Consider the following 15173-nt stretch of genomic DNA (forward strand, 5'->3'; position numbering starts at 1 on the left):
TAAAAAATATTTCTCTTCAGTTTTCAAATTTTACATACCTTTGCCCTATGCTTTTATCGAACATAAATTCACCCGATGACTTACGTAAAATGCCGAAAGAAGAACTTCCTTTTTTGGCAAGGGAGGTGCGTGAATTTATCATTGACGTAGTTTCCGGCAAAGGAGGACATTTAGGAGCAAGTTTGGGAGTGGTGGAACTTACCATTGCTTTGCATTATGTTTTCAATACGCCTGACGATAAACTTATTTGGGATGTGGGACATCAGGCATACGCTCATAAAATATTGACAAACAGAAAAGAACAATTCCACACCAATCGGGAGTTGGGAGGAATTAGTGGATTCCCAAAAATAGACGAAAGCCCGTACGATACATTTGGAACAGGACATTCATCTACTTCAATATCAGCAATTTTAGGAATGGCAATGGCTTCCACTTTACAAGGAAATTCTCATCGAAATCACATCGCAGTTATTGGCGATGCTTCCATCGTGAGCGGAATGGCATTTGAAGCGATGAACCACGCAGGAACAACTCCGACCAACATTCTTATCATACTGAATGACAACGCAATGGGGATTGACCCGTCGGTAGGAGCTCTGAAAAATTATTTTGCCAAAATGAAATCTGAAAAAGGCAAAAACGAAACGTTTTTCAATAACCTGAATATCAAATACAAAGGAGTAATTGACGGACATAATCTCACTGAACTCATCAATTCGTTTGAATTGCTCAAAAATGAACCAGGCGTAAAATTACTACACGTAATTACCACCAAAGGAAAAGGACTTGAAAAAGCTGAAAAAGAACAAATTACATATCACGCACCCAGAAAATTTGACAAAATCACGGGCGAGCAATTTTCGGAAGATAGTTCTCTCCCAGCCAAATATCAAGATATTTTCGGACTGACATTAAACGAATTAGCTCAAGAAAATAATAAAATTGTAGCCATCACGCCCGCAATGCCCAGCGGCAGTTCACTCACTTTTATGCAACGTGCTTTTCCTGAGCGTGTTTTTGATGTGGGAATTGCTGAGCAACACGCAGTTACATTTTCGGCAGGATTGGCTTTGGAAGGCTTTATTCCGTTTTGTGTGATATATTCTACCTTTCTGCAACGTGCTTATGACCAAATTATTCACGATGTGGCTTTGCAAAACATTCCTGTAATTATCTGCATTGACCGTGCAGGACTTGTAGGAGAAGATGGAGCCACACATCACGGTGTGTTTGATATGGCTTTCTTGCGTCCTATTCCTAATTTGGTAATTGCTTCACCACGAAATGCTTCCGAACTTCGGAATTTGCTTTACACGGCACAACTTGGTGTGAATTTCCCTTTTGTAATTCGCTATCCAAGAGGAAGATGTAGCGAAATGGATTGGCAACGACCTTTTCAAAAAATTGAAATCGGAACGGCAGAACAACTCAAAGAAGGTTCAAAATATGCTATATTGAGCATCGGCACTATTTCGCAAAATGTAACAAAGGCAATCCGTTTGTTAAAAAATCCTGAAGATTATGCCCATTTTGACATACGTTTCTTAAAACCTTTGGACGAATCACTTTTACATACTATTTTTGCAACCTATAAAATTATTTTTACCATTGAAGAAGGCTCGGAAAAAGGCGGTTTAGGGAGTGCCATTGCCGAATTTGCATCAAAAAACAATTACAGCAAACCTTTAAAAATCATAGGAATACCAGATAAATTCATTTCACACGGAAGTGTTGATGAATTACAAAAAATGACTGCTTTAGATGATAAATCTATAAGTGAAATGTTAAAAACGGAAAACGTAATAAAAAATATTTGAACCTTAAAAATCAATACATAAATGAAAAAAATCACATTGTTATTACTTATTACTATTAGTTCGAGTGTTGCTACAATCTCTGCACAAATTCGTCGTGCAAAGGGCGTGGAACTTCCAGCAAAAGTAGACACCATTCAAGTACAAGAAGATGAAGAAGCCTTAAAGCTTGTGTTCACTCGTTTTAACAAAGCCCAAGAAAAATGGTTCAAATTCAACCAAGTAAACCTAAATTTGAGTGAGGTAGCTTTTTCAAACTGGAGTGCTGGGGGTGAAAATTCTATTTCGGCATTGTTTAACGCAAAATTTCGTCGTCGGTATTCTGAGCGTACCTACTTCTGGGATAATGAATTGGAAATAAATTATGGTGTAAATGCTCAAAAAGGAAGAGAACCTCGCAAAACAGATGACAAATTGTCATTGATTTCTGCTTTGGGTTACAGAGGAAATGCGAAATCTTTCTGGTATTATACAGCTCGTTTTCAATTTCTTACCCAACTTAGTAATGGTTATTCTTACCCTAATACGGAAAAAGCAATTTCGAAATTTTTGGCTCCTGCCTATGTTTTCTTAGGATTGGGGGTTGAATATGCTCCTAACAATAAAAACAAATTCAACTTGTTTCTATCTCCTTTGACAATGAAAACAACTTTGGTTTTGGATAATGATTTGGCAGACCAAGGCGTGTTTGGTGTTAAAGGAGCTGTTTATGCCCCCGATGGAAGAAAAATCAAATCCGGAAAGAAAACTAATTCAGAGCTTGGTTTTTCTGTTTCAGGAAGATGGAACGAAAAAATCGATGAAAATATCCGTTTGGAAAATATTTTCAATTTCTATGGCGATTATTTGAAAGATTTCGGTAATATTGATTTGGATTGGGAAGCAAACCTGAATTTTAAGGTCAATAGTTACGTACAAGCCAGAATCGGGTTACATATAAAATATGATGACGATGTAAAATTCTATTCATATAAAGACGCCAGCGGACAAACACACAAGTACGGTGCAAGAACTCAATTAAAACAAGTTTTAGGAATTGGGCTTTCGTACACTTTTTAAATGCAAGAGTCATATTCTTGGAATTTAATTGTTAAATCATTCAACTTAAAATGTTTTTAGAAAATACTACAAATCATACAGAAAAATTTGGCTGGATTGAAGTCATTTGCGGCTCTATGTTTTCCGGAAAAACGGAAGAGCTCATCCGAAGGCTACGGCGTGCTCAGTTTGCAAAACAAAAAGTAGAAATTTTCAAACCTGCTTTTGACACACGTTATAACGAAGATAAAGTAGTCTCTCACAATGCCACTGAAATTCAATCTACTTCCGTGCCTGCGGCTACCAATATTTTGCTTTTAGCAGATGGTTGCGATGTGGTAGGCATTGATGAGGCTCAATTTTTTGATGATGAAATTGTAAATGTTTGTAATGATTTAGCAAACAGAGGAATGCGTGTAATTGTTGCCGGACTGGATATGGATTACAAAGGAAAGCCTTTCGGTCCGATGCCTGCATTAATGGCAACTGCTGAGTATGTAACCAAAGTACACGCCGTTTGCACACGCACCGGAAATTTAGCAAATTTTAGTTTTCGAAAAACTGAGAATGAAAACTTATATATGCTTGGGGAACAAGACACTTACGAACCTCTGAGCAGAGCGGCTTTTTTCAAAGCAATGAAAAACCGAAATCAGGAAGCAACTCACAAAAAATCAGAATTTTAACCCTGTTTTTATATTTAAATTATTTATATGGAATTTCTATTTACAGCCGATGCCATTGTAGCATTACTTACTCTAACCTTTTTAGAGATAGTTCTTGGGATAGATAACGTTATCTTTATCTCTATCGTAACAGGACGACTTCCTGAAGAAAAACGTAAAAAAGCCACTCGTTTGGGGCTTTTCTTGGCAATGTTTATGCGTATTGCGTTGCTTTTCAGTATTTCGTTATTAGTTCAACTTAAAGAACCTTGGATAAGTTTTGACTGGGGTTGGTTCAGTGCAGCATTCAATGGTCAGGCACTCATTCTGCTGGTTGGAGGAATTTTCTTGTTGTATAAATCCACAAAAGAAATTCATTCAAAAGTAAATCATATTGACCACGTTACCGACTCAAAAGAAGCTGAAAAATCCAGAGGTGCTTCTTTTAGTAATATCATCGCTCAAATTCTGGCGATTGACTTGATTTTCTCGGTGGATAGTATCCTAACTGCTGTGGGTATGACTAACGGACTTGAAGGAGCTTTGTACATTATGATTATTGCCGTGGTCGTTTCGGTGGGCATTATGATTATGTTTGCAAATCCTGTCGGAAGTTTCGTAAACCGCAACCCTTCTATCCAAATTTTGGCGCTTGCCTTTTTGATTTTGATTGGTTTTATGCTTATTACAGAAAGTATGCACCTATCACACGCAGTACTTGCAGGACAAGAAGTTGGAGCCGTTCCAAAAGGATACTTGTATTTCGCAATCGCCTTCTCGTTAGGAGTTGAATTCCTTAATATGCGAATGCGTAAAAAATCAAATTAAAAGTAATTTTTATAATAAATGATAAAAAGGTTCAGGCGTTTAAACGTCTGAACCTTTTTAATTATTCTTCAAATATTTATCTTTTTGCTAATTTGTTATGTTGGATGTATTTTTTCAGCTCTTTTAGAAAGAACGAATGAAATTCAGAAGGTTGTATATTAAAAGTTTCTTCAATCTTACAAAGAAATTCTTCCCTATCGTTACCTGAATCAAGTAGTTTGAAAAGTTTTGCTTTGCCGTGATATTCCAAAATGGTGTGGCATAATAAAGCCGAGAAAGCGTAATACGAATCAGCTTTTGTATTGATGACAGTAAATTCTCCTTTATTAAGCATCGTGTAGATATCAACATTTTCTTTTTCTAAAAATGAATAAAAGATTTGCATCAGTTCAGAAAAGTTTAGCCCTCGTGTACCTCCGAAATAGGTAGCAATACCCTCATCTATTAGATGGTTTTTGTTTTCGACTTTTTCAGCCGTATATAAATGTACCATTTCGTGTGGATAGTAGGCTGTGCCATTTCCTGAGAAAATTTCTTTTTGCTCTGTGGAAACTAAGCCTCCATAAGCTTCACCTATTCTCATATCCGTGTCAAAATCAAAACCTCTCAAAATTTTTTGCTCCAAATAATTATCAAAAATAAAATACGAAAAATCAATTTCGGGTAGCTCAAAAAAATCAGCCATTTCCTTGTTAAATTTCAAGGCTTTTTTTACATCTTCTTTACGGAAAAGTTTAGGGTTTTTGTAATAAAATGTTAGATTTCTGATTTTTCTTTTTGTAAATGTATTTATTTGATTTTCAAATATATTTTCGAACTGATAATCTTTATTTACTAAAAAGTTATACGTTGTCAGTATTTTGTCATCATCTGGAGTATTTCCCATCCAAGCCACTCGGATTTGATATTTTTCATCAATATATAACATTGACAAAATGGTGGGTGTGTAACTTCCCATCTTTGCCTTTTCTTCTATAAAATATAAATCTCCTCCTCTAACGTCTATTTCCTCTCCATTGTATTTCCAAAAGGTTGTTTTATCTTGATAAGAAAGATTTTTGGAAAAATAAGCATCTATGAGTGATAAAATAATTTCTTGTTCCTCACGTTTATCCTCATAAAAAAGATAGGGAGAGTTGAGCTTTATATTCTCGTAATTATATTGCTTTTGTGCAAAACAAAAGACAGGAAAAAGGATTAATAAAATGATTTTCAAATATTTTAACATCGTTACAGAGTTTTTTATGGTTTGCTTTTTACATATTTCTCCAATTCTTTCAAAAAGAAATTATGAAATTCAGAAGGTTGTATATTAAAAGTTTCTTCAATCTTGCACAGAAATTCTTCCCTATCGTTACCTGAATCAAGTAGTTCGAAAAGTTTTTCTTTGCTATGATGTTCCAAAATGGTATGACATAACAAAGCAGCAAAAGCATAATGGAAGTCTATATCCGTTTTAACAAATAGATTGTCATTTGCTTCAATAATTTGATAAATATCAATATCTGTTTGTTGCAAAAATGAATATAGTTCTCGCATAATTTGAGGGAAATAGAGTCCCCCTGAACCACCAAAATAGACAGCTATCCCTTCATCAAGATATGAATTTTTGTGTTTTGCCTTTTGGCGAGTGTACAAATGTACTATTTCGTGTGGATAATAAGCCGTGCCATTGCCCGAGAAAATAACTTTTAAATAAGGAAAGGCCATACCTCCTTTTTCACTTCCTACCCTCATATCTGTATCAAAATCAAAACCTCTCAAGTGTTTTTGCTCGAAATAATTATCAAAAATAAAACACGAAAAATCAATTTCGGGTAGATCAAAAAACTCCGCCATTTGCTTGTTAAATTTCAAAGCTTTTTTCACATCTTCTTTACGGAAAAGTTTCGAGTTTTTGTAATAAAATGTCAGATTTTTAATTTTTCTTTTTGTAAATGTATCAAAATGATTATCAAACATATTTTCGAACTGATAATCTTTATTTACCAAAAAATTGTAAGTAGCCAATATTTTGTCATCTTCAGGAGTATTTCCCAACCAAGCTATTCGAATTTGATATTTTTCATCAATATAAAGCATTGACAAAATTGTAGGTATGTAATTTCCGTTATCAGCCTCATTTTCTATCCAATATAAGTCATCATTTTTTAATGCAAACAAATTCTCAGGTTTTTTCCAAAAGGTTATTTTGTCTTGATGGGAAAGATTTTTGGAAAAATAGGCATCTATGAGTGATAAAATAATTTCTTATTCCTCACGTTTATCCTCATAAAAAAGATAAGGAGAATTAAGTTTGATATTCTCATAATTGTACTGCTTTTGTGCAAAACAAAGAAATGGTAACAGAAAAATAAAAATATTCTTTCTCATACATTATGTTTTATACTGTCAGCAAATATAGTCAAAAATCATTGTTGGCAAAATTTCATAAAATAAATCTGTAAAAAAGTCAGTTTCTTATAAAAAACAATATATTTGCACCAAATTTGGCAAAGATTTTGCTACACAAAACGGAGTAACCTAAAAAACACAAATTATTATGATGGGATATTACCTTGTTCTTGGTCTTTTCGGGCTGATTAGTATGGCAGTAAGCTGGCAACTAAAACGAAAATTTCAACACTATTCGGAAGTGCATTTGCGTAACGGTATGTCAGGGGCGGAAATTGCCGAAAAAATGTTACACGATCACGGCATTTACGATGTAAAAGTAGTTTCCACTCCCGGTATGCTTACCGACCATTACAACCCAATGAACAAAACCGTAAACTTAAGCGAAGCTGTTTATAATCAGCGTAATGCAGCCGCAGCAGCTGTTGCTGCTCACGAGTGCGGACACGCAGTGCAACACGCTCAGGCTTATCAATGGCTTACAATGCGTTCCAAGCTGGTGCCTATTGTTAGTATTTCTTCCAATCTTTCTACTTGGGTAATTATGGGAGGATTGATGCTAATGGCAGCTTCTAAATTCGGGATTTATGTGGCACTTGCTGGACTTATTATGTCAGCATTGGCTACCTTATTCAGTTTCATCACATTACCTGTTGAATATGATGCCAGTAACAGAGCTTTGGCGTGGCTTAAAAACAAAAATATGGTTTCACAACAAGAATACGCAGGTGCTGAGGATTCTTTAAAATGGGCTGCAAGAACTTATCTCGTAGCCGCATTAGGTTCACTTGCTACATTATTATACTGGGCATTCAGAATTTTAACCTCTTCAAGAGATTAATAAAAACGAAAAAATCAAAATAATATTTTTATAAAAAAGGCTACTTTATTCAAGTAGCCTTTTCTATTTTTATTATTGTAAATTCACAATAACTTCTTTTCCGTTTTCAACAGTTACATCTTTTCCGTTGATATTCACTGATAAAGATGTTCCTTCCAATGAGAGTTTTACTTGTTTTTTAGTAACAGAAACTTGCAAAATCTGTCCGCGGAAATTCACTTTAAACGAATATCCTTCCCATTGGTTAGGAATTTGCGGTGTGAAATGGAGTTTTCCGTCTCGCATACGCAAACCACCAAAACCTTCCACGATGCTCATCCACGTTCCTGCCATTGAGGTAATGTGTAATCCTTCGTGAACTTCTTTGTTGTAATCGTCCAAATCGAGGCGAGAAGTACGCAAATAGAATGTGTACGCCTGCTCCATTCTGCCAAGTGAAGCCGCCAAAATGCTATGTACACAAGGCGAAAGCGATGACTCGTGTACCGTGAACGGCTCATAGAAATCAAAATGACGTTCCAATTCTTCCTTCGTGAAATGATCTTCAAAGAAGTAGAAACCTTGCAATGTATCGGCTTGTTTGATGTAAGGCGAACGTAAAATTCTGTCCCACGACCAATGCTGATTGATAGGACGTTCTTTTTTGTCCAAGTTCGCTACCGTGATGAGTTCTTTATCCAAAAAGCCGTCTTGTTGCAGATACACATTGTGTTTTTCACTAAACGGATAATACATATTTTCAGCTACTTCAAGCCATTGGACAATTTCTTTTTCGGAAATGTTAGTTTTCTTCCAAATTCTCTGAAAATCATCACCATAAGAAGTTTTCACTTTATCCAAACATTCTTTGGCATATTTGATACACCAAGCAGCGATGTAGTTCGTATAGAAATTGTTATTGATATTATTTTCGTATTCGTTAGGTCCTGTTACTCCGAGAATTACATATTTATTTCTATCCGTTGAGAATGTTGCCCGCTGATGCCAAAAACGTGCAATTCCGATAAGCACCTCCAAGCCCATTTCAGGAACGTACGAAAAGTCGTTCGTGTAACGCACATAATTGTAAATGGCAAAGGCAATGGCTCCGTTTCGGTGGATTTCCTCAAAGGTAATTTCCCACTCGTTGTGGCATTCTTCCCCGTTCATTGTTACCATCGGGTAGAGTGCCGCTCCGTTTTTGAAGCCTAATTTTTCCGCATTTTCGATAGCTTTCCCGAGTTGGTCATATCTATATTTCAGCAGGTTGCGAGCCACTTCGGCATTTTTGGTTGCCATATAGAAAGGCAAACAATAGGCTTCAGTATCCCAATAAGTGCTTCCGCCGTATTTTTCGCCCGTAAATCCTTTCGGACCAATATTCAAACGGGCATCTTTTCCTGAATAGGTTTGATTCAGTTGGAAGATATTAAAGCGGATTGCCTGTTGGGCTTTCACGTCTCCTTCGATGGTAATGTCTGCCATTTTCCATACTTCCGCCCAATCTTCTTTTTGATTTTTGAGCAATTCATCGAAGCCCAATGCGTTTATTTTCAGAAGTAATTGTTCGGTTTCGTCAATCAATTTTTCTTTCGGATGATTGAACGAAGTTACGTATCCTGCGTACTTTTCAAATCGGGCAGTTTGGTTTTTTTCTGCCGAAACTTCATACACAAAACCAATGTACGTTTCTTCCTGTTTTACTTCTTTCAGGGCTGCATTTTGCCCGGCAACCTCCAATCGGTTTTCCATAAAGGTACACACACGGAAGGCTGTTTTTTTGGTTTCTGCCACGATGAACCCTCTGTTGTCTGATTTTGCCACTTCGAGAGTGTTCCAGAATTTCTCTTCCCAGTTGGTGTCGTGGTTTTCGATGGAACTATCCAAATACGACTCAAAAGTAATTTCAGCATTGCAATTTAGCGGCGTAACCTCATAACGGATAACGCCCACCTCATCGTATTGCAACGACAAAAATCGGGTAGCTTTGACCTGAACCTCAGTGTCGTTTGGCAAAATCGCCACAAACGAACGCGTATAAACACCTTCTTTCATATTTAATACACGTTTGAAATCCTTTACTGACTTGCAGGTGTTCAAATCCAATTCTTCTCCGTTGATTTTTACGCGAATGCCCACCCAACTCGGTGCATTCAACACCTTTGCGAAATACTCCGGATAGCCGTTTTTCCACCAACCTACTTTGGTTTTGTCGGGATAATAGACACCTCCGATATAACTTCCTTGAAAAGTTTTTCCTGAATAATGTTCTTCAAAAGTGGTACGCTGCCCCATCGCACCGTTGCCCAAACTGAACAAACTCTCGGACTGCATAACGCGGTCTTTCTCAAATCCTTCCTCAATGATGCACCAATTATCCGGTACGATATAATCTTGATTCATTTTATGTATGTTTTTGTTTAACAATTATGATTTTATAACTCTTTATGTCTGTGTTTAATAAGTTTTCTAACTGAAATTTATTGTTTGGAGGTGATGTAAAAGTATGATGCCTTAAAAAAGAAGTGTTTTTGTCAGGCTGAGCAAAGCCCTTGAAAACGGAGTATGTAACGAAGCCTTATCATTACAGGGCTTCGACTACGCTCAGCCTGACAATCAGAACCACCATCATACTTTTATAACACAACCTATTATTTTAATTTACTTTCTATCTATTTTTAAACAGCAATTGCAATTCTTGATGAATGTTTTAACCGTTAAATTACAAACCGCATTTATCCCATCTTCCTCCGAAGTTACATTGAGCGTCATCTATCAGCCATTGGTCTTCTTTTCGAATGAATAAGAAACGATGTTGCAGATTTGATTCATCTTGTGTATAAATATACATTTTATTCTTGGTTATCTGTTCGCTATCAATGATTTTATGTCTTCCGTATGTGCCGCCTTTCATCAGTGAATACGAAATTCCTTCCGGGCGATAACCGCTTCGTTTTTTATCCGTACAATATTTTTTAAAAATTTCTCGGCAACGGCTTTGAAGCTCCCTGTTTTGACTATCATATCCGTCATAAGCATCTTCAAGAGCATCTCTATTACCTGCAAAGGCTTCCCACTTGGTCATTTCGTCAAAGAAATTGAGTAATAATTGCTTGTTATGCTCAAAATCTTCTTGATTGACGGCAGGTTTCTTTTTGCCCGCATTGCGTTGAGCTTGTTCAAAAGTTTTTATTTGCTCTTCTGAAAATGAACCCTCTAAATAGAAAACGATTTTTCGGGAGGAAGCAACTGCCATCAGCCCTTCAAAAGTAACTTTTGTGCCTTTGAGCGAAATCGTTTTCAATTTCGGAATCTGAACGATGATTTTTAATGTTTCGTCATTGACATTGGTTTTGTCAAGTCCCAAATGTTCGAGCTTCGGATGCTGTAAGAAATGCTTAAAGCCCTCGCCCGTAATCTTTTTATCTTCTTCAAGAAACAAAAGTTTTAATTTGGGCAGCGTTGCCAAATATTTGAGTGCCTCATCGGTAATTTATGTTCCGATAAAGCCCATATTTACCAGTGATTTCACTTGACAAATCTGCTCAACCATCGCATCGGTTACGGGTTTATGCTTATAATGATGCCCTTTACAGAAGCGTTCGCTCACGGCTTCCAAAGCAGTTTCCAATGTAAACGGTTTTTGATTCATATTTTATTATTTTGCGACAGATACCATCAATTTCTAAACCGAAATTTTTTATTCCTAATTATTTTCTGTCAGTTTCTAAACAGAAATTTCCTGAAATGAATTACTTTCTATCAATTTCTAAATAGAAATTTGTTGTCCTGAGTTACTTTTCGTTAATTTCTAAACAGAAATTTCCTAAAATGAATTACTTTCTATCAATTTCTAAACAGAAATTGGTTATCACTAACTACTTTCTGCTAATTTCTAAACAGAAATTAATTGTTTTATAAAAGTACATCTGCATTCTGAAGCTGTTGAACTGCGTTACCTTTGTGTTTCTTTCCGAAATTTATGAAATTTTGATGCCCAAAAGAATGCCAACGGAAAACTCGCAAGCATTAACAGCGTTCCTATCAACGTCCACCATAGCATTTGTCCGATTGTTAAAACTTCTGCTTCAAAAAAGACCCAAAAGGTATAGAAACAGTACGGAAGCGACAGCAGGGAGGTAATTATCACCGGAACATACTTTCCGTACGCCAGCCACTGCCCGATGTGCATAAACAAATGTACAAAAAATGCCATAAATCCGGCAAACCACCAACCATAACTTCCAAACCAAACTGACAAATAACAGACGACTGAAAGCAATAAAAACTCGTGGGCTACTGCTACGGCAAAATCGGCTGTGGAATAGGCAAAAAATCCGTTTCGGGCAAGGAAATTTTCGAGTTTCGGGAAACGTTGCCTCAATTCTTCCCGATTTTTGGAAAGCCACGCCTCGAACATTATAATTTCCTCAAAATCGTGCACCATAAACACCGCAGGAAGCAATACCATCAGTAACTGTAACTCTGTCATCTCATTCGGATTTCGTTTGATTGCTAATGTTTTTTTGCCGAATTCAAATCAATTACCATTACGTAATCTTCCTCGTTTTCTTTAACAATACGAAAACCCATTTTTAAATACATTCTTGCTGCATAATTGGCTTTCTGTACAGATAATGACGCTTTTTCGTAACCCTCGTTGGCAAGTTGGTCAAGCAATTTTTGAAATAATTTTGTGCCAATACCTTGATTTCGATATGCCGAATAAAGCGAGATAGAAAGTGAGGGTGTTTGATTGTCAATATGCCCATAGTCATTAACGATACGCGACCACGCTGCACCAATAACTTCTCCGCCTACTTCGGCTACGACAGCAATGTCAGCCTTTTGCGTTCCGAAGCCTGCAATATAGAGTTGTAATTCAGGCAGAAGAATAATATCTCGTGGCGGTGGAGCTACTCCTTCGGGCAAAAAGATAGCTTCATAGAGAAAATTCTCTAATAGTGGATATTCACTTACTTCCATCAAACGTATGTTTGTTAACTTTTCCATTTTTGTAGCTTGTTAATATATCTTACTATATATCTTCTGATAAAACACTCCAATAAACTTGGGATTACGTATATAAAACGGTAGTTTCTCTACTGATTTAGAATCGCATCAAACCCTGAAAAGACTTCATCGGCTTGTGTTAAAACCTCGGGCGAACCAATGCCTATGGCTTTCATTCCTGCTGTTTTAGCTGCTTGAATGCCTGCTTCGGAGTCTTCAAAAACCACACACTTTTCGTTATCCACGCCCAACTTTTGTGCAGCAATCACGAAAACTTCGGGGTCGGGTTTGGCTTTGGTAACGTCATTTCCGTCCACAATGACATCAAAGTAGGAAATGATTCCAAGTTTCTGCAAAATAGGACGTGCATTTTTACTTGCCGAACCCAATGCGATACCAATATTTTCCTTTTTGGCTTTTTCCAGAAAGGTTTTTACTCCGGGCAAGATGTCGTTTTCGTTCATTTTCTCTACATAGCTCAGGTAATCGGCATTTTTTCGGGTGGCAAGCTCATCAAACTTTTCAGAAGAAACCGAAACGCCCGCCCAGCCGAGAATTTTTGTGAGTGAATCCACACGACTCACACCTTTAAGTTGTTCGTTGAGTTCGTGTGTGAGTTCAAACCCAAATTCTTCCCCGATTTTTTTCCACGCCAAGAAGTGAAATTTTGCCGTATCGACAATTACGCCGTCCAAATCAAATATGTATGCTTTCATTTGTTAAATATTAAGTTATAAAGTGTAAAGTTACAAGGATAAAGAACCAAGTTGCAAGGATAAAGGATAAAGTGTAAGGGATAAAGAACCAAGTTACAAGTGTAAAGGACAAATATCTAATCACTAACCGCTAATCCCTAATCACTAACCACTAATCCCTATTGCCTACTTGATGGAATCTCTCACCCGAAGGGTTAAAAATCCTGCTAAAATCATTGCACATCCGCCAATTATCAGAGCATAGATAGGTTGATGGTTAAAGAATTTACTAACGATAGAACCCAAAATCGTAGCGGCAACAATCTGCGGAAGTACAATAAAGAAATTAAATACGCCCATATAATATCCCATTTTGTTGGAAGGCAATGCTCCCGACAGAATCGCATACGGCATCGAAAGAATACTTGCCCACGCAATCCCTACGCCTATCATTGAGAGAATGAGCATATTAGGATCGGAAATGAAATAAATAGAAATCAATCCTAATCCTCCGAAAACCAAACAAATAAGATGTGTTACCTTTCGGCTTGTTGCTCTCGCCATCACCGGAAGCAAAAACGCTACCAACGCCGCTACACCGTTGTAAACGGCAAAAAGTACTGAAACCCAGTCTGCTCCCTGATTGTAAAGCTCTGACGTAGTGTCTTTTTCGGGAACTCCGTAAATATGCCCTGTTACGGCAGCCGTAGTGTAAATCCACATCGAGAAAAGGGCAAACCACGAGAAAAATTGCACCCAAGCCAGTTGTTTCATCGTTTTGGGCATATAAAGCATATCGGTAGTGATGGTTACGAAACCGTTTTCGGAAAATCCTTTACGATGGGCAAAAGCCGTCAGCAAAAAGGAAGCTCCCAAACCTATCAACCCGAAAGAAAGTATGAATAATTCTTTTTCTAATTCTATTTGAAAGAGAGCAAAAGTTAAAAGCAACCCAACTGCCAAAGCGATAGTTCCTGCCGTGGTTAATCGGTTGGCTTTTTCTGTTGGAGTAACCGTTTCAGTGTATTTTTCTTCATTCTTCTGATTTTCAAAGGATTTTAGTTCTTCGGGAGAATATTCTTTACTTGAGAAAACCGTCCAGCAAACTGCCACCAAAAACACAATCGCACCGGCATAGAACGACCATTTTACCGAATCGGGGATAACCCCTTCGGGAGCCGTATTACTGATTCCGAAATAATTCGTATAAATATATGGCAATGCCGAACCTACAACCGCTCCCACTCCGATGAAAAAACTTTGCATCGCAAATCCCGTAGTTCTTTGGCTGTCAGGAAGATTATCGCCAACAAAAGCTCGAAAAGGCTCCATTGAAATATTGATAGAGGCATCCATCATCCAAAGCGTTCCGGCGGCAATCCAGAGTGAAGGCGAATTTGGCATAATACACAGTGCGATAGAAGATAAAATCGCACCGATTAAGAAGTACGGTCGGCGACGCCCAAGACGTGTCCAAGTTCTGTCGCTGATGTACCCGATAATGGGCTGAATAATCAGTCCCGTAACGGGAGCGGCAATCCACAAGATAGGAATGCTTTCCACGTTGGCTCCCAATGTTTCAAATATCCGTGAGGTATTGGCATTCTGCAAGGCAAACCCAAATTGGATACCCAAAAAACCAAAACTCATATTCCATATTTCCCAAAAACTTAATTTTCGTTTTTCCATCTCAATTACATTTACATATGACTACCCCAATTGGCATACTGCCAACAAAGCAATTTATTACGTATTTTTCAACAGGAAGCAACCTCCCCTACTTTAAATATCAAATGGGCAGATTACTATTTTTGAGAAGTATGTGAATTGTTGCGACAAATGTATGAATATTTTCAAGAAAAACAAAATTATATTATTTCTGTCACTCTCTTTCTTTTGCAAA

The 15173-nt window shown here is 37.2% G+C and carries 14 protein-coding genes; 5 read left to right on the plus strand and 9 right to left on the minus strand.

Annotation, left to right across the window (positions count from 1 at the left end):
• Positions 1-47: 47 nt before the first annotated feature.
• From GN105_RS04275 to GN105_RS04290, 4 genes are read left to right on the plus strand one after another with little or no spacing between them, the layout of a single operon-like run.
• A complete protein-coding gene (locus GN105_RS04275; protein ID WP_155284177.1) occupies positions 48-1820 on the plus strand; it encodes a 1-deoxy-D-xylulose-5-phosphate synthase in 1773 nt (590 codons plus the stop codon).
• Positions 1821-1841: 21 nt separating this feature from the next.
• On the plus strand, positions 1842-2876 hold the full coding sequence (locus GN105_RS04280; protein ID WP_155284178.1) for a DUF3078 domain-containing protein: 1035 nt from the start codon (positions 1842-1844) through the stop codon (positions 2874-2876).
• A 50-nt stretch (positions 2877-2926) separates the two neighbouring features.
• A complete protein-coding gene (locus GN105_RS04285; protein ID WP_155284179.1) occupies positions 2927-3541 on the plus strand; it encodes a thymidine kinase in 615 nt (204 codons plus the stop codon).
• A 27-nt stretch (positions 3542-3568) separates the two neighbouring features.
• Complete coding sequence (locus GN105_RS04290; RefSeq protein ID WP_155284180.1) at positions 3569-4348, plus strand: TerC family protein; 780 nt, start codon at positions 3569-3571, stop codon at positions 4346-4348.
• Positions 4349-4424: 76 nt separating this feature from the next.
• Here GN105_RS04290 and GN105_RS04295 read toward each other — a convergent pair whose 3' ends face one another.
• Together GN105_RS04295 and GN105_RS04300 are read right to left on the minus strand one after the other, a co-directional pair.
• Positions 4425-5576 carry a hypothetical protein gene (locus tag GN105_RS04295; RefSeq protein ID WP_155284181.1) on the minus strand — a complete coding sequence of 384 codons (1152 nt, stop codon included), beginning with the start codon at positions 5574-5576 and terminating at the stop codon, positions 4425-4427.
• Positions 5577-5590: 14 nt separating this feature from the next.
• A complete protein-coding gene (locus GN105_RS04300; RefSeq protein ID WP_155284182.1) occupies positions 5591-6511 on the minus strand; it encodes a hypothetical protein in 921 nt (306 codons plus the stop codon).
• A 379-nt stretch (positions 6512-6890) separates the two neighbouring features.
• On the opposite strand from GN105_RS04300, the gene GN105_RS04305 reads away from it, so the two are divergent.
• On the plus strand, positions 6891-7583 hold the full coding sequence (locus GN105_RS04305; protein WP_095895814.1) for a zinc metallopeptidase: 693 nt from the start codon (positions 6891-6893) through the stop codon (positions 7581-7583).
• A 72-nt stretch (positions 7584-7655) separates the two neighbouring features.
• Here GN105_RS04305 and mdxK read toward each other — a convergent pair whose 3' ends face one another.
• The 7 genes from mdxK to GN105_RS04335 all read right to left on the minus strand — a co-directional run bounded on the left by mdxK (position 7656) and on the right by GN105_RS04335 (position 14959).
• Positions 7656-9965 (minus strand): maltose phosphorylase MdxK, encoded by a 2310-nt coding sequence (gene mdxK / locus GN105_RS04310; protein WP_155284183.1) that lies wholly within the window; start codon positions 9963-9965, stop codon positions 7656-7658.
• A gap of 319 nt (positions 9966-10284) precedes the next feature.
• Positions 10285-11031 (minus strand): NTF2 fold immunity protein, encoded by a 747-nt coding sequence (locus GN105_RS04315; protein ID WP_227977315.1) that lies wholly within the window; start codon positions 11029-11031, stop codon positions 10285-10287.
• A 24-nt stretch (positions 11032-11055) separates the two neighbouring features.
• Positions 11056-11214: a hypothetical protein gene (locus tag GN105_RS12945; RefSeq protein ID WP_227977314.1), complete on the minus strand. Its 159-nt coding sequence runs from the start codon at positions 11212-11214 to the stop codon at positions 11056-11058.
• A 303-nt stretch (positions 11215-11517) separates the two neighbouring features.
• Positions 11518-12054 carry an HXXEE domain-containing protein gene (locus tag GN105_RS04320; protein WP_155284184.1) on the minus strand — a complete coding sequence of 179 codons (537 nt, stop codon included), beginning with the start codon at positions 12052-12054 and terminating at the stop codon, positions 11518-11520.
• A 23-nt stretch (positions 12055-12077) separates the two neighbouring features.
• Positions 12078-12575, minus strand: coding sequence for a GNAT family N-acetyltransferase (locus GN105_RS04325; protein ID WP_155284185.1), 498 nt, complete (start codon positions 12573-12575; stop codon positions 12078-12080).
• A gap of 89 nt (positions 12576-12664) precedes the next feature.
• Positions 12665-13291 (minus strand): beta-phosphoglucomutase, encoded by a 627-nt coding sequence (gene pgmB, locus GN105_RS04330; RefSeq protein WP_155284186.1) that lies wholly within the window; start codon positions 13289-13291, stop codon positions 12665-12667.
• Positions 13292-13456: 165 nt separating this feature from the next.
• Positions 13457-14959: an MFS transporter gene (locus tag GN105_RS04335; protein WP_155284187.1), complete on the minus strand. Its 1503-nt coding sequence runs from the start codon at positions 14957-14959 to the stop codon at positions 13457-13459.
• Positions 14960-15173 lie beyond the last annotated feature (214 nt).

The sequence above is a fragment of the Capnocytophaga felis genome, from assembly GCF_009684755.1.
Classification (GTDB): Bacteria; Bacteroidota; Bacteroidia; order Flavobacteriales; family Flavobacteriaceae; genus Capnocytophaga; species Capnocytophaga felis.

Coding starts and splice junctions, on each gene's coding strand:
- GN105_RS04275 (WP_155284177.1), top strand. CDS start 48: ATGCTTTTATCGAACATAAATTCACCCGATGACTTACGTAAAATGCCG.
- GN105_RS04280 (WP_155284178.1), top strand. CDS start 1,842: ATGAAAAAAATCACATTGTTATTACTTATTACTATTAGTTCGAGTGTT.
- GN105_RS04285 (WP_155284179.1), top strand. CDS start 2,927: ATGTTTTTAGAAAATACTACAAATCATACAGAAAAATTTGGCTGGATT.
- GN105_RS04290 (WP_155284180.1), top strand. CDS start 3,569: ATGGAATTTCTATTTACAGCCGATGCCATTGTAGCATTACTTACTCTA.
- GN105_RS04295 (WP_155284181.1), bottom strand. CDS start 5,576: ATGTTAAAATATTTGAAAATCATTTTATTAATCCTTTTTCCTGTCTTT.
- GN105_RS04305 (WP_095895814.1), top strand. CDS start 6,891: ATGATGGGATATTACCTTGTTCTTGGTCTTTTCGGGCTGATTAGTATG.
- mdxK (WP_155284183.1), bottom strand. CDS start 9,965: ATGAATCAAGATTATATCGTACCGGATAATTGGTGCATCATTGAGGAA.
- GN105_RS12945 (WP_227977314.1), bottom strand. CDS start 11,214: ATGAATCAAAAACCGTTTACATTGGAAACTGCTTTGGAAGCCGTGAGC.
- GN105_RS04320 (WP_155284184.1), bottom strand. CDS start 12,054: ATGACAGAGTTACAGTTACTGATGGTATTGCTTCCTGCGGTGTTTATG.
- GN105_RS04325 (WP_155284185.1), bottom strand. CDS start 12,575: ATGGAAAAGTTAACAAACATACGTTTGATGGAAGTAAGTGAATATCCA.
- pgmB (WP_155284186.1), bottom strand. CDS start 13,291: ATGAAAGCATACATATTTGATTTGGACGGCGTAATTGTCGATACGGCA.
- GN105_RS04335 (WP_155284187.1), bottom strand. CDS start 14,959: ATGGAAAAACGAAAATTAAGTTTTTGGGAAATATGGAATATGAGTTTT.